Source organism: Actinoplanes sp. GCM10030250, from assembly GCF_042666575.1.
Classification (GTDB): domain Bacteria; phylum Actinomycetota; class Actinomycetes; order Mycobacteriales; family Micromonosporaceae; genus Actinoplanes.
Map to the genome: position 1 here is coordinate 87221 of NZ_JBHTDO010000021.1, position 24205 is coordinate 111425.

The window sequence follows — 24205 nt, forward strand, 5'->3', positions numbered from 1 at the left end:
GGTGCGCGGCACACGGGTTAGGCATGACATATGTCAGCTCGCTGATGCTGCCGCGGGTGGCGGGGGAGGAGAGCTGCGCGGTTCGCGTACGGAAGAGGGAGGGTGACGGTCACGCCGCGGCCGGGACGTCCTTGAGGAGGTGGAGGTCGATCTGGTCGGCGGGGGCGGGGCGGGCGAAATAGTAGCCCTGTGCGTAGCGGTACCCGAGTACGTAAAGGCGTTCGGCCTGGTCCTGGGTCTCCACGCCCTCCGCGACGGCGCCCAGGCCGAGCGTGTCGGCGATGCCGCTGAGGGAGGCGGCGATGGCTTCCTGCTCGGGGCTGCCGTTGAGCTCGTCGATGAACGACTTGTCGACCTTCAGCGTGGTCACCGGGCAGGTGCGCAGCAGGGTGAGCGACGAGTGGCCGGTGCCGAAGTCGTCGAGGGCGATGCCGACGCCGAGTTCGCGCAGGGCGTGCACGGTGGCCAGGGCGGGACCGCCGACGAACACGGCGGTCTCGGTGATCTCCAGGGTGAGCTGGTGCGGTGGCAGGCCGTGCCGCTGGAGGGTGGCGGCGACCAGGCCGGGCAGCTCGGGGTCGAGGAGCTGGCGGGCGGAGACGTTGACGCTGACACGGGGTGCGGCGTCGCCGTGCCGCCGGAGCCAGATGGCGGCGTCGGCGCAGGCGGTTTCGAGGATCCACGCGCCCAGGTCGATGATCAGGCCGGTCTGCTCGGCGACCGGGATGAACTCGGCGGGGGACACCGTCGTCGTACCGTCGCCGGGGTGCCAGCGGACCAGGGCCTCGACGCCGCGGATCTTGCCGTGGGGCAACTCGACGATGGGCTGGTAGACGAGGCGGAACTCGTCCTTCTCGATGCCGTGGCGCAGCGCGGCGGCCACATGGGCGTGATGCTGTGCGGAGGCGTCCATGTCGGCGGTGTGCGTCTCGTAGCGGTTGGCTCCGACGCGCTGGGCGGCCTGGAGGGCGAGTTCGGCGCGGCGCAGCAGGTCGGCGACGGCGTCGTCCTGGCCGGTGGCGACACCGACGGTGACAGTGACCAGCAGGTCGTGACCGTCGACGCAGAGCGGCGCGCGGAAGGCGTGCAGCAGCTCCTCCGCCAGGCCGGTGTGGTCGTTTCCGGACAGCAGGACGCCGAACTCGTCGCCGGCGAGCCGCGCGACAACGGCGGTGCCGCCGACGGTGAGCGTGATCCGTTCGGCCGCCTGGCGCAGCACCGCGTCGCCGGCGTCGTCACCGAGGCGGTCGTTGAGCGCGGAGAAGTCGTCCAGGTCGCAGACCGCCACGAGGGTGCTCGCGGTGCCGTGGTGCAGGGTGTCGGTGAACGAGCGCCGGTTCGGCAGCCCGGTGAGGTCGTCGAACCGCGCCTGGTCGGCGAGCCGGCCGAGCAGCATGGCGTTGTCGGACAGCGCCGCCTGCTGGCGGACCAGGACGAGCAGAATAAGCAGTACGGTGCCGGCGGCGTGCCCGGCCGGGAGGTAGCCGCGGTGCGCGGTGACGCCGATCAGCATGCTCGCGGTCACAGCGACCGCGATGTACGGGACCGGGCTCGTGCCGTGCCGCTCCCTGACCTGCTGCACGGCTTCCGGCGCCGGGCCGGCGAGATTGTTCCGGGTCTGCGCCCACGCGGCGAGCGTCAGCATCACCGCGAACGGCGGCAGGATGATCACGGTGGCGTTCAGGTGCGGCCACGCCTGGACCATCGGCGCGATCACCAGCGCACCGGGCGCGAGAAGCCCCACCGGGCTCAGGATCCACAGCGCCCACCCGTGCACCGGTCCGGCGCCGCTCATACCGACCTTGACGATGGCGACGACGGAGGCCGCGGAGGTGGCCAGGACGATCGTGTTGAGGGCGGTCGACAGCACACTGTCCGCCATCAGAACGGGCATGATCGACAGGAACTGCAGCATCACCAGGGCGGCCGCGACGCCGACGATGGCGACGTCCAGCCAGAGCGCGACCGACGCCCGCCAGGACCGGCGCCGGCCGGGCAGGCGGAGCAGGGCCACCACGGCGACACCCACGGCTGACATGTAGAGCACACCGGTGAGCGGGCTCATCACGACGATCTTGCCGGGGTCGCGCATCGTGTCGAACGACTGGCTGAGGGTCCCGATGTCCAGGAGCGCGGCCGCGACACCCAGCCACTTCCAGAAGAAGCGACTGGCACCGGAACCCGTGGAGGCGGCAACCGCGCAGGCCAGCACCCCGATGGCCAGGGCAATGATCGTCATCGGCCACATGACCCAGGCCGGTACGGCGACGTGGGCACCGAGGACACCGAGCAGCAGGGTGACACCGGTCCAGCCGGTGACGGCGAGGGTGAGCCAGCCCGCTGTGCGGGCCGGCCGGGAGAACTGACGCATCAAAACCCGCGGTTCCTTCGCCTCGCACCTGGTCGTCGGTGCTTCTCATCGGCAGTGGGACCGCTGACCTGAGTGCGGTGCCTGTCACGCTTGAAGAGGGGAAACCTCCACCGGCGGAACAGTGAGCTTTTTCAACGTGGCGAGGGCCTCGGTCGCCGGTGCCGGACAACGGCCCGGCAGCCTCAGGCCCGATGCCAGGTTGAAAATTGCTCAGTGGTGGCGCGGGAACGGCCGGCCCAGGCGGTCGCGCCGAGAGCGTCGAAGGTCGCGGTGGCGGCGGCCAGGTGCGGGCGGGACTCGGTGGGGCGCCCGCGGCGGCGCAGCCAGGCACCGTACGCGTGCTGCCGCCGTGCCCGCTCGAAGGGCCAGCCGGTCAGATCCTCGGCGAGCGCCTTCTCGAAACCCTCGGCGGTGTCGGCGAGCACCGCCTCCGCATAGCCGAGCCCTCTCAGCAGCGCGGGGGAGCGGCACACGTCCGCGAGTGGGGTCAGCGAGTCGACCAGTCGGCGCAGCTCGGCCGTTGCCCCGCAGCCGGCCGCGGCCTCGGCCAGGTGCGCGACAAGCATGAAACCAGTGCTCACATGGTACGAGTCGTCCGCCTCGTCGAAGACCCGGCGCAGCTCGCCGAGCGCCTCCCGCGGCCGCCCGGCGGCGAGCGCGGCGACACCCCGGACCTGCCGCACCCCGGCGAGCAGCGGATTGCGCCCGTACGCCCGCAGCACGGCCTCGGCAGCCGCCGCGTGCCCCTCGGCGACGGCCAGTTCGCCGCGCAGCGCCTCGGCGGTGCCGGCGGCCGTCCACGCCGAGGGCACCCAGTTCGGGTCGCCGAGTTCCCTGGCGAGCGCCTCGCCCTCGGTGATCAGGGGCAGCGCGGTCCGGGCGTCACCGAGGTGTGCGGCGTTCGCCGCGTGGCAGATCAGAGCGCGGTACAGGGTGCCGACGCGGCCCTGTTTCCGCAGGCCGGCCTCCGCGACGGCGTGGAACTCGCACGCCGCCGGGCAGTCGCCGACGGCACCCACCCCGAGCCCGAGGTTGTAGGTGACGTGGGGGTCGGTGGCGCCGGACGCGGACACCGTACGCAGCAGCCGCCGGCACTCGTCACCGCGGCTGACCGGTGCGATCAGCGCCAGGAACGCCGGGAGCTGCGGGTCGGCGGACACCGCCATCACCCGGCCGACCGCCGCGGCCAGCCGCTCGATCACCGCCGGACCAGGGTCGGAGTAGTGGGTGCGCAGGCTGATGGCGTCGAGGAGCCGGATCGCACCGGCCGCCTCACCGGCGTCGGCGAGCGATTCCAGCGCGGCCGCGAAGGCGGACAGCCGCTCGCTGCCGGACGTTCGGGTGCCCTGGAAGACCTCGGCGAGGTATTCGTGCAGAGCCCGGTCGCCGGGGGCCAGCTCGTGCGCCCGGATCTCGCTGAGCAGGCGGCTGTTCGTGGCGTGGTCACCCTGCTCGGAGGCCATCTCGACGGCGGACAGCAGCCGGTGGCCGCGGGCGGCGGGATCCTCGCTGAGCCGGGCAGCCCGTTCGAAGGCGGTGAGCGCGATGCCGGCGGCCTGCCGGTGCCGGGCCCGCGTGGCGGTCTCGGTCAGCTGCCGGGCCAGCTTCTCGTCGGGGCCGTCGGCGGCGGCCGCCCGGTGCCAGACGCCGCGTTCGAGGTCCCCGCTCAGGACCTCCGCGAGTGCCGCGTGCGCCCGGCGGCGCCGCGCGGGCGTGGCCGACTGGTGGAGTGCCGAGCGCAGCAGCGGATGCCGGAACCGCAACCGGAAGCCGTCGTCGACCTGAGCCAGCCGGGCGGCCACGGCCGGGTCGATGTCCTCGTGCCGCACCGGGCCGGTCTCGACCAGCCGGCAGGCGCGTACCGCCTCGTCCAGGTCGTCGCTCTCGTTCAGGGCCGCCACCAGCAGCAGCGAGCGGGTGACCGATGGCAGCTCGCCGGCCAGCCCGGCGAACGTCCGTTCCAGGCGCTCGCTGAGCGGCAGCCGGTGCGGCAGCACGACGACGCTGCCGGAGCGGGCCGCGATCTCGCCCAGCACCACCAGCCCGAGCGGGTTGCCGTGCGCGATGAGCATGACCTGGGTGGCCAGGCTCGGCTCCAGCCCGGGGGCCACCCGGTCCAGGAGGACCCTCGCATCCTCGCGGCCGAAACGCTCCAGGCGTACCTCCGGAAGTGCCGCCCCGGAAAGCCGGCGGTTGACGTCGCGGCCGTCGCGCGCGGTCAGCAGCATCGCCGCGCGGCCGATGCGGAGGCGCCGCGCGGTGAACGCCAGGGCGTGCCAGCTCGCCTCGTCCAGCCACTGCGAGTCCTCGACCGTGATCAGCAGCGGGGTGTCGCTCGCGCCGATCACGTCGAGCAGGGCGGCGGCGGCGCGGAACGGCAGGGTGCCGGGCGAGCCGAGGACCTCTTCGGCGGCGGCGGCCAGGTCCGGCGCGGTGCGCAGCAGGCGATGAAGTCCGGCGTACGGGATGTGCACCTCGGTCTGCACCCCGGCGGTGGACAGCACCCTCATCCGGTGGGCGCCCGCCTGCTCGCTCGCGTGCTCCACCAGCGCGGACTTGCCGATACCGGCCTCGCCGCGGACGACCAGCGCGCCGCCGCGGCCTTCGACGGCTGCTGCGAGCAGGGTGTCGAGCCTGGCAAGCTCCGCGCGCCGACCCAGAATCACCTGGGCCATCCTAGTCAGTCGCTCAGTGACTCACCTTGTCCGTGGCTTGGCCGATTGCGTCGGGGGATGGGGGCGCGGTGCCGCCCTGGGGTTCGGTGGCTGTCATCAGAGCGATGATGGCGTCCTGGTCGGCCGGCGACGGCAGTCCCCAGCCCGGCTGGTAGTCGTAGACCTTGTCCAGGGCGGTGGCGGCGGTACGCCCGTCGAGGATCTCCACCGAGCCGGTGCCGATCAGCCCCGGGTGCTCCACCCCGCACGCCTCGGCGACCTTCACCAGGTCGCGCCGCAGCGTCTTGATGTAGTTGGCGGTGCGCACCGACTTCAGCGCCGGGTCCAGGCCCCGGGTCAGCCACCTGTTCTGGGTGGCCACCCCGGTCGGGCAGGTGTCGGTGTGGCACTTCTGCGCCTGGATGCAGCCGAGCGCCAGCATCGGCTCCCGGGCCACGTTGACCATGTCGCAGCCCAGCGCGAACGCCACCACGGCGTTGTCCGGCAGGCCTAGCTTGCCGGCGCCGATGAAGACCACCTTCTCGTGCAGGCCCCGCTCGGCGAACAATCGGTAGACCCGGGCGAAGCCCACCTGGAACGGCAGCGACACGGTGTCGGTGAAGATCAGCGGCGCGGCCCCGGTGCCGCCCTCGCCGCCGTCGATCGTCACGAAGTCGACGCCGCGGCCGGTGGTCGCCATCAGCGTGGTCAGCTCGTCCCAGAAGTCCAGGTCACCGACCGCCGACTTGATACCGACCGGCAGCCCGGTCTCGTCGGCGAGCATCTCCACCCAGTCCAGCAGGCTGTCGGTGTCGGAGAACTCGGCGTGCCGCGACGGGCTCACACAGTCGACACCCTCGGTGATGCCCCGCGTGGCGGCGATCTCGGCCGACACCTTGGCGGCGGGAAGCAGCCCGCCCAGACTCGGCTTGGCACCCTGACTGAGTTTGATCTCCAGAGCGCGGATCGGCGCACCGTCCACCAGGTCCTTGAGCCGTTGCAGGTCGAACCGGCCCTGCTCGTCGCGGCAGCCGAAGTACGCGGTGCCGATCTGGAAGACCAGCTCACCGCCGTGCCGGTGGTACGGCGACAGCCCGCCCTCACCGGTGTTCTGCAGGCATCCCGCGAGCGCCGCACCCCGGTTCAGCGCCTCGACAGCCTTGCCGCTCAGCGAGCCGAAACTCATCCCGGAGATGTTGACCACCGACTCCGGCCGGAACGCCTTCCGCCGCCCCCGCGCCGCACCGAGCACCTTCGCGCACGGCACGTACGTCTCGTAACCGGCGGCCGGCGCCGAGCGCGGAACGGCACGTCCGAACGTCCGGTGCTTGATGATCGGGTATCCGGACGTGTATTCGATGTCGTTGTCCGTACCGAAGCCGAAGTAGTTGTTCTCTTTCTTCGCCGACGCGTAGACCCAGCGCCGCTGATCGCGGGTGAACGGCCGCTCCTCGTTGTTGCCCGCCACCACGTACTGCCGCAGCTCCGGCCCGATCGCCTCGACCAGGTACCGGGCGTGTCCGATGACCGGGAAGTTCCGCAGCAGGGCGTGATTGCGCTGGAGAAGATCACGTACGGCGACCGCCGCCACCGCTGAGCCGGCGGCGGCCATTGCCGCCCGTAAACCGCGTTTCATGACCGGTGACAATTGCCGCCGGGCGGTTGCTTGAAACAACCTGTCAGTTCGGCGGCTCCTGGACGGTGAAGGTGCTCTCCGCGGTGAACTTCTCCGAGCCGTCCGGCTGGTCGATGAAAAGCTGCGAGTCGCGCCGGTGCAGCACGTGCTCCGGATAGTTCTTCGAGCGCAGCCGGATCGTGCCGGCGGGCAGGCCGTCCTCCAGGCAGAAGGTGGCGTCCGCGCGGAACAGGTCGGAGCGGTCGTTGTCGTCGAAGCGCAGGCGGTAGTCGAAGTGCCGCAGGTATTTGCCGCCGTCGCCGCGGAACGTGAAGCAGTCCTTGTCGGCCAGCCCGGGAAGCACGGTGATCACCATCGGCTTGCCGGACGAGATGGCGGCGAACTCGCCGTCGGCTCTCAGGTGCTGGTCCCGGTCGTCGGCGGGGGAGAGCAGCCACAGGCCGGTGGTGAGCCGTGGTTTGGCCGGGCTCGGCGCCGATTCCGCGGACGATGCGGCCGCCGCCGGAGAGGCTGCCGGTGCGGCGGCGGGGATGGCCGGCGCGGGCGGCTCGGCGGGACTGCGCAGGATCCAGTAGCCGAGCGCCGCGACGACGATGATGCCGGCGCTCACCACCAGGGCGATCACTCCGGGGTGCAGCCCACCGCCCCGCGGCTCGCGGGTGTGTACGCCGCCGCTTCCGTAGACGGTCATGCGCGTGTTTCCCCCCGGTTCACCGGCTCGATGAGTTGACGTCGCCGCTCCCCGGCGTACTGTCGGATCCAGCCGCACACTCAGGAGGTCAACGCCTGTGTCCGCGATCGATCGTACGGGTCGGTAGCGCCCACGTGGACGCGGAGGACTACTGGGTGACGTTCACCTCGGAGTCCGGCAGCCCCGGAGCCGGCTTCCTCCTCACCAGGCGCTGGGTGCTGACCGCCGCGCACTGCCTTCAGGGTTCGGAGCTCTACGACCGCGTGACTGTCCGGCGTGGAGACGACACCGCCCCGGCTCGCGTGGTGGAGGTGAACCAGGGCGGTGACGTCGCACTGCTCAAGGTCGACGGTCCGCTCGGCTGGACGCGCCTGCCGATCGACACGTGCCGGGCTCAGGACAACGACTCGTGGTTGTCGCCCTACACGCCCGCGGAGAACCTCGCCCGGCTCAAGGGCCAGGTCATCACCGGTTCGCGGAAGTTCACCTGCCTGGGCGGCGACGAGATCGAGGCACTGGAGCTGGAGGTGCGGCAGGTCGTCGGCAGCTACCACGGCTACAGCGGAAGCCCTGTCGAGCGCGACGACGGCCCGGCTGGGGACGACCGCCGGCCGGCCGTGGTGGGCATGCTCATCGAGCAGCACCCCCATGCTGTGCGGCCGGAGGAGGCATCGAACGTCCTGTTCGCGATCACCATCGGCCACGCCATCCAGGCGTTGGAGTCACTCGAGCTGCCGGTGCGGCTTCTCGGCCGCGACAAGGCATCGGGCCCGGAGGATCGGCCGGCGAGTGCACGGACTCCGGAGTCGGTGGCCGCCGACCGGTACGCCGGATATCGCGCCGCCCGGGCGGAGATCCATAAAGACCGGGACGGCGGGCATCTCTCCGTCGAGGAGGCGGCCGACTTCACCCGATACGCGCTGCGGGAAGCCACCAAGGCGACAGTCGCCTGGAACGCCGACAATGATCCTCTTTCTTAGGCTGGCCGGGTTGCTGGAGACAGCGCTGGCCACCCGAGCGGCCCTCGATCGCGAGCGCCTGGCGCGGCAGACGGACGGCCTGTTGCGGGTCATGACCCCGGACGATGTTCGTGATCATCCGGGGATGGCCCGTCACGTGGCAGGGCTGCTGAACACGACGGGTCTGTCCGAACAGGCCGACCGGGTACTGGACCTCGCCGCCGACGAGCCCGACCCGGCGATCGAAAACCTGCGGGGCCTGCTGGCGGCTGCCCGCGGCGACAACAGCCGGGCGATGACCATCTGGTCGGCGGCGATGCGGCTGCCCGCCCGCGACCGCACTGAGACGGACCGGATCCGGGCGAACCTCGCGGTGCTCGCGTTACGCATGGGCGATCCGCAACGCGCCCGGGCCCTCGTCGAGGACCTGGCCGCCGCACCGCACGACGGTCCGGCGAACCTGACGGCCGTTCTGAGCGCCGCGGCCGCGACGGCGGCCGACGCCTGGCTCGATCAGGAGGTTCCCCACGACCGGCTGGACCGGATGCGGCGTGTCGTCACCGGCCTGTCCACCGAGGCCGGCCTCGTCACCAGGGTGCGCATCACGGCCGAACTCGCCGCCATCCATGTCGAGGTGGTCGCCGCGACCGGCGACTGGGAACGCGCCGAGGATGCGATGGAGGTGCTGGAACTCGCCGCGCAGACGATGGGCGCCACGCTGGGGTCCAAGGACCCGGCCACCCTGTCGATTCGTGTCCTGACCGCCGCGGCCGAAGCCCGCTGGGCGGCGGCGACCGGCAGCGGTCAGCGCGCCGATCACGCCGTGGCGGTGCTGGCCGGGCTGCTGGACCGCTGCCGGCAGTGGCTGGGTGAGGCCGACCGGGTCACCGTGCGTGCCCACGTCGAGCTGGCCGTCGTCCGTCTCGCGCTCGCCGAGCGGCGTCCGGACCTCGAGCACCTGGAGCGGGCGCTGCGGTCGGCGCAGGAGGCGGCCGCGGCCGCCACGGCCCTTCACGGAGACCGGCATCCCGCGGCGGTGCAGGCAGCGAGCGCGCTCTACGACAGCCGTCAACTGGCCGCCCGGCGGTTCGGCCTGGAGCCGTACCTGATGCCGGCGCCGCGGCCGGACCTGCGGCGCGCGGGTGCCGTCCTGTCCGTCAAGACGGTTCGCGCGCAGGACGACACCGTTCAGGTTCACCTGGCGTGGCCCGAGGCCTCCCCGCGGGTCGTGCGGATCCGGCACAGTGACCGGCCTCCGCCGTGGGAGCCGGGAACGACCATCGCGGTCGAACGGCTGGAGGAGTACGGCAGTGAGGTGGACGGTGCCTGGCTGGGCACCGACGACGGCCTGGTCCTCGCCGCGACCCTGCCACGGGAGGAGCGGCAGTGCGTTGCTTTCGCCGTCGAGGACGGTTGGGCTGTGGTCGGCACCGTGAACACCGCACTGGTGACGTGTCCCGTCGAGGACCTTCAGGCCAGGAGGCTGGGTGACCGGGTTGTTGCTGGTTGGCACTGGCCGGAGGGCGTACGCCAGGCGCGCGTGTCGTGGACGACCCCGGAGCGAGGGCCGCTCGTCCGGACTCTCACCAAGGCCGAGTACGACAGAGGCGGCGGTTGTGTGCAGGAGGTCGGCAGGGGCGGCGGCGTGCTGTCGGTACGAGCTGTCGTGCCCGGAACGTCCGGGGAGATCCTCTCCGATCCCCGTGAGACCACGGTCGGCGGCGTCACGAAGCGGCTCAACTACCGTTTCGACCGCCCGGCGGGGTTGTTCCGGCGACAGCACCGCACGGTGCGGCTCTGGGCGGACGAGGAGTGTGCGGGGATCAGCGTGACAGTCATCCTGACGCAGGGTCCCCGGTTGCCGCTTGACCCGGACAGCGGGCAGGTTCTGCTGCGCGCCACCGGCCTGCGGGTCTCGCCCGGCGAGGAGCTCGTGCTCGGCTTCGAGGTGCCTTCCGGCACCGCCCGGCCGTTCGTCCTGCGCTGCTCAGTGGACAGTGAGGAGCCGCTCGCGGTGATCGACCCGCCCGTACTCGAGCCCGGAGGCAGCCGCGCATGGCCGACGTGACCTGCCCCTTCTGCTATCGCGCCTTCAACCGCCGCGAACTCTGGTTCGAGTGCGCCGGGCAGCCCGCGATCGGTCATCCGGCGTGCGAACCCACGCTCGACGTGGCGCGGGTGCGGCTGCTCGGCGACGAGGCGATGAGCCGCACCGCCTTCGCTCCGCCGCGCCGGCTGCTGGGGGAGACCCGCGAGGCGACGTGCCCGGCCTGCCACGGCCGCACCGCCCGGCGGGTCTGCCCGCACTGTCACAGCCGTCTGCCTTCGACGTATGGCTCCTCGCCCGTTCCGCTCATCGCGGTCGCCGGCGCGCGGGCTGTGGGCAAGACCGTTTACCTGACGGTGCTGGCGCACACGTTGATCCGCCAGCTCGGCAGGCGATTCGGCGCTGACGTCACCATGCCCGCGTGGGCCGAGGAGGGTGCCGACCCGATGAAGTTCCGCATTCACGACCTCGTGGATCGACTGCAGCTCTCGCCACTCACCACGCCGGCGATCGGCCCCGGGCACCGGAAGCCCGCCGTCATCGAGTGGCGGTCCCCACCGTCGCGGTTGGGGCGACTTCGTAGTTCGGTGCTGTCCCTCTACGACTCCGCGGGCGAGGACCTGGCGTCCTTCCGGGCGGCGGAGGAGCTCCGCTACGTCGCCGCAGCGGATGGCCTGATCCTCCTCATCGACCCGACGACCCTGCCGCAGGCGCGCGATCTGCTGACCACACCACCCATGGACGGGTACGGCGTTGCGGCGATCGACGTCATCAGCCGGGTCACCGAGCTGCTCAGGCAGAGCCGTCAGGTCGACGGGCGTCGTCGTATCGATGTTCCGGTGGCCGTCGTGCTGACGAAGATGGACGTCTTCTTCGACGTCCTCGGGTCCGATCACCCGCTGCTGCAGGAACCCGCACCGGCGCCGTTCTACGACGACGCGGTCGGCCGCAGCACTCACGAACACGTCCGTGCCCTCCTCCATGGGTGGGGTGCCGACGACATCGACGCTCATATCGCGCACAACTATGCGAACCACCGCTACTTCGCGGTGTCCTCGCTCGGCGCCGCGCCGGACGAGCAGGCCGGGCGGGTGAACTCGCTGGGTGTGCGGCCGCTCCGGGTCGCCGAGCCGCTCATCTGGCTCCTCCACGAGTTCGGTGTGGTTCCGGCGAAGGGGTGAGCCGGTCGGCCGGGTGCCGTCGGGCGGGTGTACCGTGCCTCCCGGACATCGACCGTCATTTAAGACAATTTGGAGTTTGGCGTGGGTGTGGACGCTGCGCACGGGGGCCGGCCGGCCGACGAGGGGGCGGAGTTCGCGGATCAGCGGGCCGCCTCGCTGCGGAGGATGTTTCCGCATCGGCAGCCACCCGTGATCGCGGTGCCACCGGTGGCCACGCCGCAGCCGGTCAGACCTGAGCCGAGCCCGGAGGTGCCGGCCCGCCGTCGCCGGCGGTGGTGGATTCCGGTGGTGGCCGGGGTGACGCTGGGGCTCGTCGCGGCCGGGTCGGTGGTGGCGTTCCGGGTCGTGCAGGCCCGGACCGGTGCCGGGCCCGCGGTGGCCGGTCAGCTGCCGGAGGGCTTTCCCGTCGTGGTGGCGCCCTCGTTCGAGGCGACCCCGTCCGCCGCGGTACCCGTTGTGGCGTCGCCGCCGCCGTCGGAGCCGGCGCCGGAGGAGCCGAGCGGAGCGGGGGTGGTGAGCAGATCGGCCGGTCCGCTGCCGGTGCACACGGGCGCCACCAAGGCGACCACCACGAGGAAGGGGCCGATCACCGCGTACTCGGCCTGCTCGACCAGCACCGCGGTGACCTTCGCCGCTACGTTCACCGAGACGTTCTCCTGGCATCACGTCTTCGTCGACTCGGACGGGGACAAGAAAACCGGCTATCAGATCCCCGAGGTCGCGGGTGGCCTCGGCGCGGAGTACATGATCGAGGACGGTTTCCTGTACGAGTCGACCGGCACCGACTGGGCCTGGCGGGAGATCGACGGGGTCAGCCCGCTGCTCTCCCGGTCCGGCGGGGAGTTTCGCTGGCAGGTGCTGCCGTCCTACGGCGGTGTGCGGGTGACCTTCAACGGCTCGCAGGGCGAGAAGGACGTCTTCACTCCGGCGGTGCGCGTCAAGCCCTGCTGAACGCGCTTCACCCGAGGACGGCGTGCGCCGCGGTGGTCAGGGCGGTGACGACCGTGCGGACCGCGGACAGGTCGGGGGCGAACCGGGAGGTGTGGTTGCCGGGCACGCCGCGCAGCTTGTCCGCGGGACGGTCGCCCGGTGCGGCGTCCCAGACCGGCTGCGGCGTGGTGCCGACGAACCAGTACGCGTACGGGATGTCGCCCGCACCGAAACGGGGGAAGTCCTCGCTGGCCATCAGCGGGTCGTACTCGAGCACCGCCGCCGGTCCGAACACCGCGGCATGGGCGGAGCGCACCCTGCGTACGGTATCGGTGTCGTTGGAAAGGGCGGGAAAGTCGCCTGCCGTGGTGATCTCGGGTTTCCGGGGGCAGCCGGAGGCCGCGCACTCGGCTTCGGCGATGCGGCGGACGGCCTCGAGCACCCGGTCGCGGACGTGTTGTTCGCGCGTGCGCAGGTTGAGCGTCAGCACTGCCTCGTCCGGGATCACGTTCGCCCTGGTGCCTGCGTGCATCCGGCCGACGGTGACCACCGCCGCCTCGCCGGCGCCGATCTCGCGGGACACCACTGTCTGCAGCCGGGTGACCAGGTAGGCGGCCGTGACGACCGGGTCGACGCAGTTCTCCGGCATCGAACCGTGCCCGCCCCGCCCGAAGATCCGGATCTCGACGTCGAGCGCCGCGGACATCAGCAGGCCCGCGCGGTGCCCGACGGTGCCGGCCGGCGCCGGGCCGACGTGCTGGCCGAGGATCACGCCGGGGTGCGGGAACCGCTCGAACAGGCCGTCGGCGAGCATCGCGACGGCGCCCTCGGCGGTCTCCTCGCCGGGCTGCCCGACCGCCAGCAGGGTGCCGGACCAGGAGTCGCGCACCCGGGCCAGCTGGCCGGCCGCACCGGCGAGGCCCGTGACGTGCAGGTCGTGGCCGCAGGCGTGCATGACGCCGGGGACGGTGCTGGCGTACGGGAGACCGGTCTCCTCGGCCAGCGGCAGCGCGTCCATGTCGGCGCGGAGCATGACCGTCGGCCCGTCGCCGTTGCGCAGGACACCCGCCACGCCGGTGCCACCGATGTTCTCGGTCGTGTCGAAGCCGGCGGCACGGAGTTCTCCGGCGAGGCGGGCGGCCGTACGGTGTTCCCGCATCGACAGCTCGGGATGGGCGTGCAGGTCACGGTAGAAATCGACGAGGGTCATGAACCCTGTTCGCGCTACACACCGCGGTGGATGATCCGGCGGCGCATCTCGTCGTCGAACGTCTGCTGCGCCGACTTCATCACGGCGAGCTCGGCCGGATCGCTGAAGCGCTCCAGCATCGTGGCGTGGTCGATGTCCTCCAGGTGGGTCTGCACCCACCAGATGTTGCCGACCGGGTCCTTGATGCGCCCGCCACGGTCACCGATGATGCCCGAGGTCCGGACCTCGGTGACGAGCGTGGCGCCCGCCGCGAGCGCCCGGGCCACGACCTTGTCGGCGTCGTCGACGTAGACGCTGAGGAACGCCGGGGTGTCGGGCCACTCGGGCCGGGAGTCGAACACCATGATGACCGAGTCGCCGATGCGGATCTCCGCGTGGCCGATCGTGCCGTCCCCGTTGAGCACCGTCATGGCCTTGCCGGTCTGGAAGACCTCCTCGGCGAACGCGAGGAACCGGGCCGCTCCCTTCGCCGCGACGTAGGGCGTGACGGTCGACTTGCCTCCGGGAATGTTCATGCCCTCAGCCTGCCGGGTGCAGCGGTCAGTTCCTGACCTCAATGGCGCCAGGTGTGATGAGGTTGCGGGCGGCTTCGACGGCGCGGGCGGCGATGTCGTCGGCGGTGCTGGCGTTCTGGGCGAAGAAGCCGTCGGCGTAGAGCGACGTGTACCCGTGTGCGACGGCGATCGTCGCCTCGACCAGCTGAACACTCTCCTGGTAGGACCGGGCCTCGGTCGCCGCGGCCAGCTCGACCAGGGTGGTGATCAGGGCGCGGGTGTGCTCGCGGCGCTCCTCGTCGGGGAGCCGGTACAGCTCGGCGGCGAAGATGACGTGGAAACCGGCTCCGGTGCGTGCCACGTAGCGGACGTAGGCGCCGGCTGTCGCGGCGAGCCGGTCGGCGGGATCGGGGCCCGCCGCGTCCGAGGCGGCGACGATCTCGGCGCGCAGGTCGCGGGCGGCGGTCGTGGAGACCGCGCTGAGCAGGTGGTCGCGGCCGGGGAAGTGCCGGTACGGCGCGGCCGAGCTCACCTGGAGGCGGCGGGCGACGGCGGCGACCGAGAAGCGTTGCAGGCCGCACTCGGCGAGCAGGCCGAAGCTGGCCTCGATCAGCGCCGCGCGCAGGTCGCCGTGGTGGTAGGCCCGGTTCGCCGCCACGCTTGCCTCCATGTGAGTAGGCTCTTACATTAGCAAGTGATAGCCCTCTTACATCGGAGGCAGTGTGAGCATCCGGCTCGGTTACCAGATTCCCAACTTCACCTATCCCGGCCCGGTCGAGCAGACCTTCGACACCGTCGCCGCGCAGGCGCGGGAGGCCGAGGCCGCCGGTTTCGACACCGTGCTGGTGATGGACCACCTCTACCAGCTGCCGGGCATCGGCGCTCCGGAGAACGCGATGCTGGAGGCGTACACGACGCTTGGTGCTCTGTCGTCTCTCACCTCGACGATTCAGCTCTCCACGCTTGTCACCGGCAACACCTACCGCAACCCGGCCCTGCTGGCGAAGACCGTGACCACGCTCGACGTGGTCTCGCACGGCCGGGCGATCCTGGGCATCGGTGCCGGCTGGTTCGAGCGCGAGCACCACGACTACGGCTTCGAGTTCGGCACCTTCGGGCAGCGCTTCGAGCGCCTGGAGGAGGCGCTGACCATCATCACGCCGATGCTGAAGGGCGAGCCCGCCACCCTCGACGGGAAGTGGTACACCGCCCGGGGCGCCATGAACAACCCGCGGGTCCGCCCGACCATCCCGGTCATGCTGGGCGGCAGCGGCGAGCAGAAGACGTTCCGGCTGGCCGCGCGCTTCGCCGACCACATGAACATCATCTGCGACCTCGAGGTTCTGCCGCACAAGGTCGCCGTGCTGCGGCAGCGGTGCGAGGAGATCGGGCGTGACCCGGACACGCTGGCCACCAGTTACCTGGCGATGGGCCTGGTCGGCGAGACCGAGCAGGAGGTCAAGGAGCTGGCCGGGACCATCCCGGAGGACCGGCGCAACCGCGCCTTCCTGGGTACGCCGGACCAGGTCGCCGAGCAGCTCCACAAGAACGTTCTCGGTGCCGGGATCGGCGGGATCACCATCAACCTCATCCGCAACGGCCACCGCCCCGGTGTCGTCAGCCGGGTGGGAGAGGCGCTGAAGCCCATCGTCGATTGACGATCCTCAACGCCTCGCGTAGCGTCCGGGCCGGAAACTTTCGTTATGGGGAGTGATTGTTTCCAGATATCGGAGCCGGACGGCGCGCCCTGGGGGCAGGGCGCATCCTGACTGCGAGGCACAACGTGAGAAAGACCCTGCTCGCTGCCCTTTCGGCCGCGGCGCTACTGACCACCCTGGTGATCGCGGCCGCCGCGCAGGCGGCCGCGGGATGCCGGGTGACGTACGCGGTCGCCGCCCAGTGGGCCGGCGGCTTCACCGCGAACGTCGCCGTGACCAACCTCGGCGACCCGATCAACGGCTGGAACCTGAAGTGGGCGTTCGCCGCCGGTCAGCGGGTGACCCAGGCGTGGAGCGCCTCGGTCACCGCGGCCGGTGCCGACGTGACGGCGACGAACGTGTCCTGGAACGCCGCGGTGGCGACCAGCGCGAACGTCTCCTTCGGCTTCAACGGCTCCTGGACGGGCACCAACCCGGTGCCGTCGTCCTTCTCCCTCAACGGGGTCACCTGCACCGGAACCGTCGGCACACCGTCGGCGTCACCGTCGGCGTCGACGCCTCCCGGCCCGTCCGATCCGGCGGCGACCGTGGCCGCCATGCAGCCCGGCTGGAACCTCGGCAACACCCTCGACGCCATCCCCGACGAGACCGCCTGGGGTAACCCGCTGACCACACGGGCCCTGCTGCGCCACGTCAAGGCCCAGGGCTACAACAGCATCCGCATCCCGGTCACCTGGACGAACCACCACGGCAGCGCACCGGCCTACACGATCGACACGGCCTGGCTGAACCGGGTCAAGGAGATCGTCGACTGGGCCCTCGCCGAGAACCTCTACGTGATGATCAACCTGCATCACGACTCGTGGCAGTGGATCAACACCTACCCGTCCGACCGCACCACCGTGATGGACCGTTACACCAAGCTCTGGACCCAGATCGCCACGACTTTCCGCGATCACTCGAGCCGGCTGGTGTTCGAGAGCATCAACGAACCGCAGTTCGCCGGCACCTCCGGCGACGAGCAGAACTACCAGGTGCTGCGGGAGCTGAACGCCGAGTTCGTGGAGCTGGTCCGCGCTTCCGGCGGGGGCAACACGACCCGGCTGCTGGTGCTGCCCACCCTCTTCACCAACGCCGAGCAGGGGCGGCTCGACGCGCTGAACGCCGAGTTCGACGCGCTCGACGATCCGAATCTGGCGGCCACCGTGCACTTCTACGGCTACTGGCCGTTCAGCGTGAACATCGCCGGCGGCACCCGTTACGACGCCGCAGTGGAGCAGGATCTCGTCGGCACCTTCGACCGGGTCAAGGCCAGCTTCGTCGACCGCGGCATTCCGGTGATCGTGGGGGAGTGGGCGCTGCTCAACTGGGACCACAACCGGCCCGGCGTGATCGAGCGCGGTGAATTCCTCAAGTTCCTCGAAGCGGTCGGATATCACGCCCGCATCCGTGGTCTGACCACGATGCTGTGGGACGCCGGTCAGTTCCTCAACCGCACCGAGCTGCGCTGGCGCGACCAGGGCGTGCACGACATGATCAAGGCGAGCTGGACGGCGCGATCCGGCACCGCTTCCGCCGACCAGGTCTACCTGCCGAAAACGGGCGCGATAACGAGCAAGACATTGACGCTCAACCTCAACGGCACCACGTTCCAGGGGATCACCGGTCTCACCCAGGGCACCGATTACACCGTCTCCGGGAGCACTCTCACGCTGACTGCGGCGGCGCTCACGCGCCTTGCGGGCAACCGCGCCTACGGCGTCAACAGCACCATCGAGGTGCGTTTCTCCAGCGGCGTGCCGTGGCAGATCAACATCATTTCGTACGAGGAACCTGCGCAATCCCCGGCGAGTGGCACCACGGGTTCGTTCGCGATTCCCACCCAGTTCCGCGGTGACCAGCTGGCCACGATGGAGGCCAAGTACGCCGACGGCAGCAATGCGGGGCCGGCTGACTGGACGCCCTACAAGGAGTTCTGGACGCACTTCCAGCCCGACTACGCCGCGGGAACCGTTCTGCTCAAGCCGGAGTTCTTCGCCGAGGTCAAGGACGGGACCGTCACGCTGACCTTCCATTTCTGGAGTGGTGCGGTTGTCTCGTACCGGATCACGAAGTCGGGTGAGAGCGTGACCGGGACGCCTGGCTCATCCTGAAACGGTCTATCGGCCGTCCGCGACGCGATGTCGCGGACGGCCTGCTTTCAGCGGCCGGAATCGGTCAGGGCTTTGGCCATCAGGGCGCGTGCCTCCTCGCCACCGTTATCCCTCCACTCCTTCACCAGAGCGTCGAAATCGGACATGGGCCGGCGCCCGCGCAGCACGTCGGTGAACTTCTCCTCGGCCGCGACCCGGTAGGACGCGAACTTGACCGGCATCTCCAGCTTCAGGCCGTCCCAGGGGTCCTGCTCCAGGTACTTGACCGTCTCGTTGGAGTAGGTGAGCACGTCACGCACGTAGTTGGGGGTGTCCGGGAACGGGCCGATGGCCGGGTTGCGCCCGCTGATGAAGTAGTACTGGTTGACGATCTCCTTGAAGGCCAGGTCGGTCTTGACCGGGCCGTCCGGCGTCACGGTGTGATGCTTTCCGGCCACGCCGTAGTCGCGCAGCTGGGCCTCCTGGGTGCCGAGCGGGGCGGAGCACCAGTTGATGACGCGCAGCAGTTCCTCGACCCGGTCCTTGGGGAGGCCGGCCTTGAGGAACGTGTAGCTGATCGGTTCGGCGGCGCCCCAGACCAGCGGGTCGCCGCCGCCCACCGCGAACACCGGCAGCGGCTGAATGTTCAGCTTCGGGGTGATCTTCTGGTTCTCGGCCTGTGCCGGCTGCCAATAACCCACGCCGGCCTGCGCGAAGAGAATGCCGCCGCTCGCGAACAGCTGATTCTGGTCGGCGCCCTTGCTGGCGACGAGGTCGGGGTGGACCAGGCCGTCGCGATAGATCCCGGCCATTACCTCGAGCGCCCGGCGGTACTCCGCGGTCTCGTACTTGAACTCGGGTGTCTTGCCGGCGGTCAGCCGCCATCCGCCCTTGGCACCGGGCACCCGGTGGTACATCTGGAGCATCGCGAAGATGTCGCTGAATGCCCACACCCGGCGTTTCGGATCGGTCACCTGCTTCGCCATGGCGAGCAGATCGTCCAGGTTGCCCGGCACGGCAAGGCCACGCTCGTCGAGCAGATCCTTGCGGGTGAACATCGCGTAGGGGAACGGTCCGTCGCTGGGGTTGGGAATCGCGAACAGGCGCTGATTCCAGACCGCGTGGCGCCAGGCGCCGGTCGGGAAGGACGAGAGCATCGGGTACGCGGAAACGCGCTCTGCCTGCAAATGGTCGGTGAGATCGGTGAACAGCGCTGTCGCCGCCTCGGCGAAACGGGGAATCTTGTCCACCTCCCACCCGGGCACGCACAGCACCTCCGGGACGTCACGGGCGCCGAACATCGCGTTCAGCTTGTCGCCGTAGGTGCCGCCGTCCTGGACGACGAAGTTGACCGGGGCGCCGAGCTCGGCGCCGACGGCCCGCAGGTAGGCGCTGCGGTCGATGCCGGGCGGGGCCGGGCCCCAGACCGGGGTCATCGCGCTGATCTCCCGCCCGCTCGCCGCCGGCTTCTCGGTGATCGCGTCCACGAGGGTGGCGGGGTAGCGCAGGTAGCCGTCGGGCACCGGGCGGGTGCCGAGGATGTCGGGCTTGACCGAGCCGGTGAACTCGTGGTGGGAGGGCAGGAGCCCGGCGACGCTGTCGAGGTTCTGGGCGGTGCCGGAGCCGGCGGGTTCCTTGCTGCACCCGCCCAGGAGCGGCCCGGCGGCGACCGCCGCTGTGCCGAGCAGGAGCGTGCGCCGTGACAAAGTTGTCATTTCTCTCCGATGTCTGGAAAGTTTCTCTGATAGGGCCGAAACTTAACATCGAAAATCGTCGCTATGGAAGGGTGGCTTCGTGCAACCGGTGATCGCGGGGATGCACCCCGACCCGAGCGTCTGCCGGGTCGGCGACGACTACTACCTCGCCTGCTCGAGCTTCGAGTACTTTCCCGGCGTACCGATCTTCCACAGCCGGGACCTGGTCACCTGGAGGCAGATCGGCAACGCCCTCGACCGTCCGAGCCAGCTGTCGCTGCCCGCGTCCACACCGTCGTCCGGCGGTGTCTACGCGCCGACGCTGCGCCACCACGACGGCCGGTTCTGGCTGATCACGACGAACGTCGCGCCCGGCGGCGGCGCCATGATCTTCACCGCGGTCGAGGCCGCCGGCCCGTGGTCCGAACCGATCCGGGTGCCCGGCGTGGGCATCGACCCCGACCTGGCCTGGGACGAGCGGGGACACTGCTGGTGCACGTACGCCGGCGTCGAGCAGATCCGGATCGAGCCGGCCACCGGCCGGGTGCTGACCCGGCCCCGCCGCCTGTGGTCCGGCGGCGCCGCCGCGCAGGCACCGGAGGCGCCGCATCTGTACCGCGTCGGCGAGTACTGGTATCTGCTGATCGCCGAGGGCGGAACCGAGCGGGGGCACGCCGTCTCGATCGCCCGGGGCACCGATCCGGAGGGGCCGTTCGAGCCCTGCCCGGCGAACCCGATCCTCAGCCACCGCGGTACGAACCTGCCCGTTCAGAACACCGGCCACGCCGACCTGGTGGAGGGTCCTGACGGATCGTGGTGGATGGTGTTTCTCGGCGTACGGCCGGGTGGTGGCACCCCGGGATGGCACGTGCTGGGGCGCGAAACCTTCCTGGCGCCGGTGACCTGGGTGGACGGCTGGCCCGTCGTCGGTGACCTGGTGTCGCCGACCGCCGTCGAGTCGGTGGTCCGGGACGACTTCGACTCCGCCGCGCTGGCTGTCGAGTGGGTTTCGGTGCGCTCCCGGCCGGCCGGGTCCTGGTCGACCGCCGAACGCCCGGGATGGCTCACCCTCCAGGCCCGCGACCCGTCCCTCGACGAACCCTGCGTCACCTTCGTCGGCCGCCGCCAGCAGCACCCGTCCTGCCGCGTCAGCGCCCTGATCGACACCTCGGCCGGGCGGGGCGGGCTGGCCGTACGGCTCGACGAGCACCACCACTACGAGGTCGAGGCCGGCGACGGCGGCGTCCGGGTGATCGCCCGGATCGGCTCGGTACGGCACACCATGCCCGCCTGGCCGGTGCCCGCCGGACCGGTCCGGCTGCGGATCGACGTCCGCGCCGCCTCCCGCGACGACGGCCACCCCCGCCAGGAGCCCGACACGCTGCACCTGGGCGTCGAGGACGAGGACGGCCATTTCCAGGTCCTCGCCGAACTGGACGGCCGGTACCTGTCCACCGAGGTGGCGGGCGGCTTCACCGGCCGGGTGATCGGCATGTACGCCGCGGCGGGCACCGTCCGCTTCGACTGGTACGAATACGCGCCTGCCCTATCCTGGCGCGATGACGGAAGGAGCGAGGTTGTCGCATCCCGAGCATCCGCGTGACGACCCGGCCAAGCCGGTGACCATCTCCTACATCGCGGAGACCGCCGGCGTGTCCGTGCCCACCGTCTCCAAGGTGATCAACGGCCGGTCCGGTGTCGCCGCGGACACCCGCGCCCGCGTCGAGGCCCTGATCACCCGGTACGGCTACCGCAAGTCGAGCCCGGTCCAGCGCAGCAACATCATGGAGCTCGTCGTCGACGAGATCGAGCACATGTGGGGCGTCGAGATCATCCGAGGCGTGCAGCAGGTGGTGCGCGAACACCGCATCGGGCTGGTGCTCACCGAGTTCGGCCCCGACCGCAACACCATCCGCTACTGGATCGACGACACCATCGCCCGCCGTCCCGAGTGCATCGTGACGGTGGCCCAGCTCTCGGTGAACGAGCAGAACCAGCTGCGCGCCAGGGGCATCCCGTTCGTCGTCCTCGACCCGACCACCGAGCTTCCCGGGGACGTGCCGTTCGTCGGCGCGACCAACTGGAACGGCGGGCGGTCGGCCACCCGCCATCTGCTCTCGCTGGGGCACCGGCGGATCGCGATGATCAGTGGGCCGGGGCATCTGTACTGCCAGGCGCGCCTGGACGGGCACAGTTCCGCGCTGCGGTCGGCGGGTCTGCCGGTTCGAGACGACGATGTGATCTCGGCGCCGCTCACCCAGGAGGGCGGGCACAGTGCGGCGCTGCGCCTGTTGCGGGGTGCCGAGCGGCCCACGGCGATCTTCGCGGGGAACGATCTTCAGGCGGTCGGGGTGTACCAGGCGGCGCGCTCCCTCGGGCTGCGGATCCCCGAGGATCTGAGCGTGGTGGGGTTCGACGACCTGCCGATCGCCGCGATGGTCTCGCCGGCGCTGACGACGGTCCACCAGCCGCTGACGGAGATGGCGATGGCGGCTACCGAGCTGGCGCTTGCTCTGGGGCGGGGTGAGACGACGTCGCAGACCGGGCTCGAGTTGGCCACCCGGCTCGTGGTGCGGGAGAGTACGGCTCGCCCGGGTGGGTAGGGTCGGTGGATGGTCAGCCTCCGATCCGCTGCCGCGGTCGTAACGGTCCTCGCTCTGGCGGGTTGCTCCAACGACCAGCCGGCCGCCTCCGGCGCCCCCGCCACCACCGTGCCGCCCTCGGCCGGAGCGTCGGCGTCGGCCGAGGTGCCTGAGCTGGCCGCCACCACCGTGCGTACCCTGCCCGGCACCGACTCCGCGCCGTTCGACCAGGCCCGCCAGGTCCAGGCGCCGCCCGGCTGGACGATGACCGTGTGGGCGCGGCTGCCCTCCGCCCGGCTGCTCGCCTGGACCCCGGACGGCCGCCTGCTCGTGTCCCGCCCGAAGTTCGGCGACGTGATCGAATTCGTACCCGGTCAGGGCGAAGCCCCACCCACCCAGCGCACCCTGATCAGCGACCTGAACCAGCCGCACGGCCTGGCCTTCAAAGGCGACACCCTGTACGTGGCCGAAAGCGATCAGGTCGACAGCTTCACCTACCGGGCCGGCGCGGTCACGAACAAACGCGTCGTGATCGGCGGGCTCCCCGACGCCAAGAGCCCCGAACTGGGCGGTGCCTACGCCCACGCTTTGAAGAGCGTCGCGGTCGGCGAAGACGGCTCCCTCTACGTCTCCGTCGGCTCCACCGGCAACGTCTCCGCCGAGGACCGCGACGCCACCCCCGAACGCGCCTCCATCCTGCGCGCCCCGGCCGGCGGCGGCACCCCCACGACCTTCGCCCGCGGCGTGCGCAACGGCACCGGGCTGGCCATCGACCCCGACGGGGCGGTGTGGACCGCGGTCAACCACCGGGACAACGTGGCCTATCCCCACGAGGGCTCCGACCAGGGCGAGGTCCTCCAGTGGTACGTGAACGACCACCCGTTCGAGCAGCTCGCACGCCTGACGCCCGGCCGTGATCTGGGCTGGCCGTACTGCAACCCGGACCCGGACCTCGCCCCCGGGGAGCGGGGCTCGCCGCTGAGCTACACCAACCGGCCGTTCGTCCGCGACTTCCAGATGAACCCCGGCGGTGCGAAGCTCGACTGCGCCGCACTGCCCCCGACCGAGCAGGGCATGGGCGCCCACTCGGCGCCGCTCGGCCTGAGCTTCGCCACCGCACCCGGCCTGGCCGGCGGGTACGGCGCCGGCGCCCTCGCCGGCATCCACGGCTCCTGGAACCGCAACCCGCCCCGGCCGCCCGAGGTCTCCTTCTTCGCCTGGCGCGACGGAACCCTCGGCCCCCAGCAGACCCTGCTGACCGGCTTCCAGCTGCCCGACGGCTCCCGGTGGGGCCGGCCCGTGATGGCAGTCCAGGGGCCCGACGACGCCCTCTACGTCTCCGACGACGCGGCCGGCGCCATCTACCGCCTGACCGCACCCTGACCTCCCGCCCTCCGCTCCCCTCCGCTCCCCTCCGCTGCCTGCTTCGCGCCGCCAGGCCTGCCCCGGCTGGCTCTCAGCGGTGCCGCAGGCGCCTCGAGCCACCACTCACGCCCAGCCGGTCGTCTGGGCTGGCGCTGAGGGGGGCTTGTGCGGCTCGGGGACCCCGCTCGCGGCCAGCTGGCTGACTCGGCTGGCGCTGAGGGGTGCTCATTCCGCTGCGGGACCCCGCTCGCGGCCAGCTGGCTGACTCGGCTGGCGCTGAGGGGTGCTCATTCCGCTGGGGGACCCCGCTCGCGGCCAGCTGGCTGACTCGGCTGGCGCTGAGGGGTGCTCATTCCGCTGGGGGACCCCGCTCGCGGCCAGCTGGCTGACTCGGCTGGCGCTGAGGGGTGCTCATTCCGCTGCGGGACCCCGCTCGCGGCCAGCTGGCTGCCTCGGCTGGCGCTGAGGGGGGCTTGTGTCGCTCGGGGACCCCGCTCACGGCCAGCTGGTTGTCTGGGCTGGCGTTCAGGGGGCTTGTCGATGGTGGGCATGTGGGTGCCGTCCCGATAGGTTCCCGGCGGATCACCGACGGGGGAGAATG

General features: G+C 71.1%; 17 protein-coding genes. 9 read left to right on the forward strand and 8 right to left on the reverse strand.

Annotation, left to right across the window (positions count from 1 at the left end):
• Window positions 1–109 precede the first annotated feature (109 nt).
• The 4 genes from ACFQV6_RS25345 to ACFQV6_RS25360 all read right to left on the reverse strand — a co-directional run bounded on the left by ACFQV6_RS25345 (window position 110) and on the right by ACFQV6_RS25360 (window position 7352).
• Complete coding sequence (locus ACFQV6_RS25345) at window positions 110–2371, reverse strand: putative bifunctional diguanylate cyclase/phosphodiesterase (protein WP_378030075.1); 2262 nt, start codon at window positions 2369–2371, stop codon at window positions 110–112.
• Window positions 2372–2553: 182 nt separating this feature from the next.
• Window positions 2554–5037: an AAA family ATPase gene (locus ACFQV6_RS25350; RefSeq protein ID WP_378030076.1), complete on the reverse strand. Its 2484-nt coding sequence runs from the start codon at window positions 5035–5037 to the stop codon at window positions 2554–2556.
• A 22-nt stretch (window positions 5038–5059) separates the two neighbouring features.
• Window positions 5060–6661: an FMN-binding glutamate synthase family protein gene (locus ACFQV6_RS25355; RefSeq protein WP_378030077.1), complete on the reverse strand. Its 1602-nt coding sequence runs from the start codon at window positions 6659–6661 to the stop codon at window positions 5060–5062.
• A 43-nt stretch (window positions 6662–6704) separates the two neighbouring features.
• Window positions 6705–7352 (reverse strand): AbfB domain-containing protein, encoded by a 648-nt coding sequence (locus ACFQV6_RS25360; protein ID WP_378030078.1) that lies wholly within the window; start codon window positions 7350–7352, stop codon window positions 6705–6707.
• A 134-nt stretch (window positions 7353–7486) separates the two neighbouring features.
• Between ACFQV6_RS25360 and ACFQV6_RS25365 the strand changes: the two genes are divergently transcribed.
• The 4 genes from ACFQV6_RS25365 (at window position 7487) to ACFQV6_RS25380 (ending at window position 12490) form a co-directional block, all read left to right on the forward strand.
• Window positions 7487–8332: a serine protease gene (locus ACFQV6_RS25365; RefSeq protein ID WP_378030079.1), complete on the forward strand. Its 846-nt coding sequence runs from the start codon at window positions 7487–7489 to the stop codon at window positions 8330–8332.
• Window positions 8316–10379: a tetratricopeptide repeat protein gene (locus tag ACFQV6_RS25370; protein ID WP_378030080.1), complete on the forward strand. Its 2064-nt coding sequence runs from the start codon at window positions 8316–8318 to the stop codon at window positions 10377–10379. Before ACFQV6_RS25365 ends, ACFQV6_RS25370 begins: the two co-directional genes overlap by 17 nt.
• The gene (locus tag ACFQV6_RS25375; protein WP_378030081.1) at window positions 10367–11539 is read left to right on the forward strand and encodes a hypothetical protein; all 1173 of its coding nucleotides are present in this window, start codon (window positions 10367–10369) and stop codon (window positions 11537–11539) included. Before ACFQV6_RS25370 ends, ACFQV6_RS25375 begins: the two co-directional genes overlap by 13 nt.
• Window positions 11540–11620: 81 nt before the next feature.
• A complete protein-coding gene (locus ACFQV6_RS25380) occupies window positions 11621–12490 on the forward strand; it encodes a hypothetical protein (protein WP_378030082.1) in 870 nt (289 codons plus the stop codon).
• A gap of 7 nt (window positions 12491–12497) precedes the next feature.
• On the opposite strand, the gene ACFQV6_RS25385 is transcribed toward ACFQV6_RS25380, so the two are convergent.
• From ACFQV6_RS25385 to ACFQV6_RS25395, 3 genes are read right to left on the reverse strand one after another with little or no spacing between them, the layout of a single operon-like run.
• The gene (locus ACFQV6_RS25385) at window positions 12498–13679 is read right to left on the reverse strand and encodes an amidohydrolase (RefSeq protein WP_378030083.1); all 1182 of its coding nucleotides are present in this window, start codon (window positions 13677–13679) and stop codon (window positions 12498–12500) included.
• 14 nt (window positions 13680–13693) lie between these two features.
• Complete coding sequence (locus ACFQV6_RS25390) at window positions 13694–14194, reverse strand: VOC family protein (RefSeq protein ID WP_378030084.1); 501 nt, start codon at window positions 14192–14194, stop codon at window positions 13694–13696.
• 25 nt (window positions 14195–14219) lie between these two features.
• Entirely contained in the window at window positions 14220–14843 is a 624-nt protein-coding gene (locus ACFQV6_RS25395; RefSeq protein WP_378030085.1) for a TetR/AcrR family transcriptional regulator, read from the reverse strand.
• A gap of 52 nt (window positions 14844–14895) precedes the next feature.
• Here ACFQV6_RS25395 and ACFQV6_RS25400 point away from each other — a divergent pair, with 52 nt between their 5' ends.
• Both ACFQV6_RS25400 and ACFQV6_RS25405 read left to right on the forward strand, forming a co-directional pair.
• A complete protein-coding gene (locus ACFQV6_RS25400) occupies window positions 14896–15831 on the forward strand; it encodes an LLM class F420-dependent oxidoreductase (protein WP_378030086.1) in 936 nt (311 codons plus the stop codon).
• 125 nt (window positions 15832–15956) lie between these two features.
• Window positions 15957–17984 carry a cellulase family glycosylhydrolase gene (locus ACFQV6_RS25405; RefSeq protein ID WP_378030087.1) on the forward strand — a complete coding sequence of 676 codons (2028 nt, stop codon included), beginning with the start codon at window positions 15957–15959 and terminating at the stop codon, window positions 17982–17984.
• A 47-nt stretch (window positions 17985–18031) separates the two neighbouring features.
• Here the strand turns inward: ACFQV6_RS25405 and ACFQV6_RS25410 are convergent, their stop codons facing one another.
• Window positions 18032–19678 carry a substrate-binding domain-containing protein gene (locus ACFQV6_RS25410; RefSeq protein WP_378030088.1) on the reverse strand — a complete coding sequence of 549 codons (1647 nt, stop codon included), beginning with the start codon at window positions 19676–19678 and terminating at the stop codon, window positions 18032–18034.
• Between the two features lie 79 nt (window positions 19679–19757).
• Here ACFQV6_RS25410 and ACFQV6_RS25415 point away from each other — a divergent pair, with 79 nt between their 5' ends.
• The 3 genes from ACFQV6_RS25415 to ACFQV6_RS25425 are packed head-to-tail and all read left to right on the forward strand — an operon-like array spanning window position 19758 to window position 23622.
• Entirely contained in the window at window positions 19758–21260 is a 1503-nt protein-coding gene (locus tag ACFQV6_RS25415) for a glycoside hydrolase family 43 protein (protein ID WP_378030089.1), read from the forward strand.
• The gene (locus ACFQV6_RS25420; RefSeq protein ID WP_378030090.1) at window positions 21235–22260 is read left to right on the forward strand and encodes a LacI family DNA-binding transcriptional regulator; all 1026 of its coding nucleotides are present in this window, start codon (window positions 21235–21237) and stop codon (window positions 22258–22260) included. Before ACFQV6_RS25415 ends, ACFQV6_RS25420 begins: the two co-directional genes overlap by 26 nt.
• 9 nt (window positions 22261–22269) lie before the next feature.
• The gene (locus ACFQV6_RS25425; RefSeq protein ID WP_378030091.1) at window positions 22270–23622 is read left to right on the forward strand and encodes a gluconolaconase; all 1353 of its coding nucleotides are present in this window, start codon (window positions 22270–22272) and stop codon (window positions 23620–23622) included.
• The last annotated feature ends 583 nt before the right edge of the window (window positions 23623–24205 follow it).

Coding starts and splice junctions, on each gene's coding strand:
- ACFQV6_RS25345 (WP_378030075.1), bottom strand. CDS start 2,371: ATGCGTCAGTTCTCCCGGCCGGCCCGCACAGCGGGCTGGCTCACCCTC.
- ACFQV6_RS25355 (WP_378030077.1), bottom strand. CDS start 6,661: ATGAAACGCGGTTTACGGGCGGCAATGGCCGCCGCCGGCTCAGCGGTG.
- ACFQV6_RS25360 (WP_378030078.1), bottom strand. CDS start 7,352: ATGACCGTCTACGGAAGCGGCGGCGTACACACCCGCGAGCCGCGGGGC.
- ACFQV6_RS25370 (WP_378030080.1), top strand. CDS start 8,316: ATGATCCTCTTTCTTAGGCTGGCCGGGTTGCTGGAGACAGCGCTGGCC.
- ACFQV6_RS25375 (WP_378030081.1), top strand. CDS start 10,367: ATGGCCGACGTGACCTGCCCCTTCTGCTATCGCGCCTTCAACCGCCGC.
- ACFQV6_RS25385 (WP_378030083.1), bottom strand. CDS start 13,679: ATGACCCTCGTCGATTTCTACCGTGACCTGCACGCCCATCCCGAGCTG.
- ACFQV6_RS25390 (WP_378030084.1), bottom strand. CDS start 14,194: ATGAACATTCCCGGAGGCAAGTCGACCGTCACGCCCTACGTCGCGGCG.
- ACFQV6_RS25395 (WP_378030085.1), bottom strand. CDS start 14,843: ATGGAGGCAAGCGTGGCGGCGAACCGGGCCTACCACCACGGCGACCTG.
- ACFQV6_RS25410 (WP_378030088.1), bottom strand. CDS start 19,678: ATGACAACTTTGTCACGGCGCACGCTCCTGCTCGGCACAGCGGCGGTC.
- ACFQV6_RS25425 (WP_378030091.1), top strand. CDS start 22,270: ATGGTCAGCCTCCGATCCGCTGCCGCGGTCGTAACGGTCCTCGCTCTG.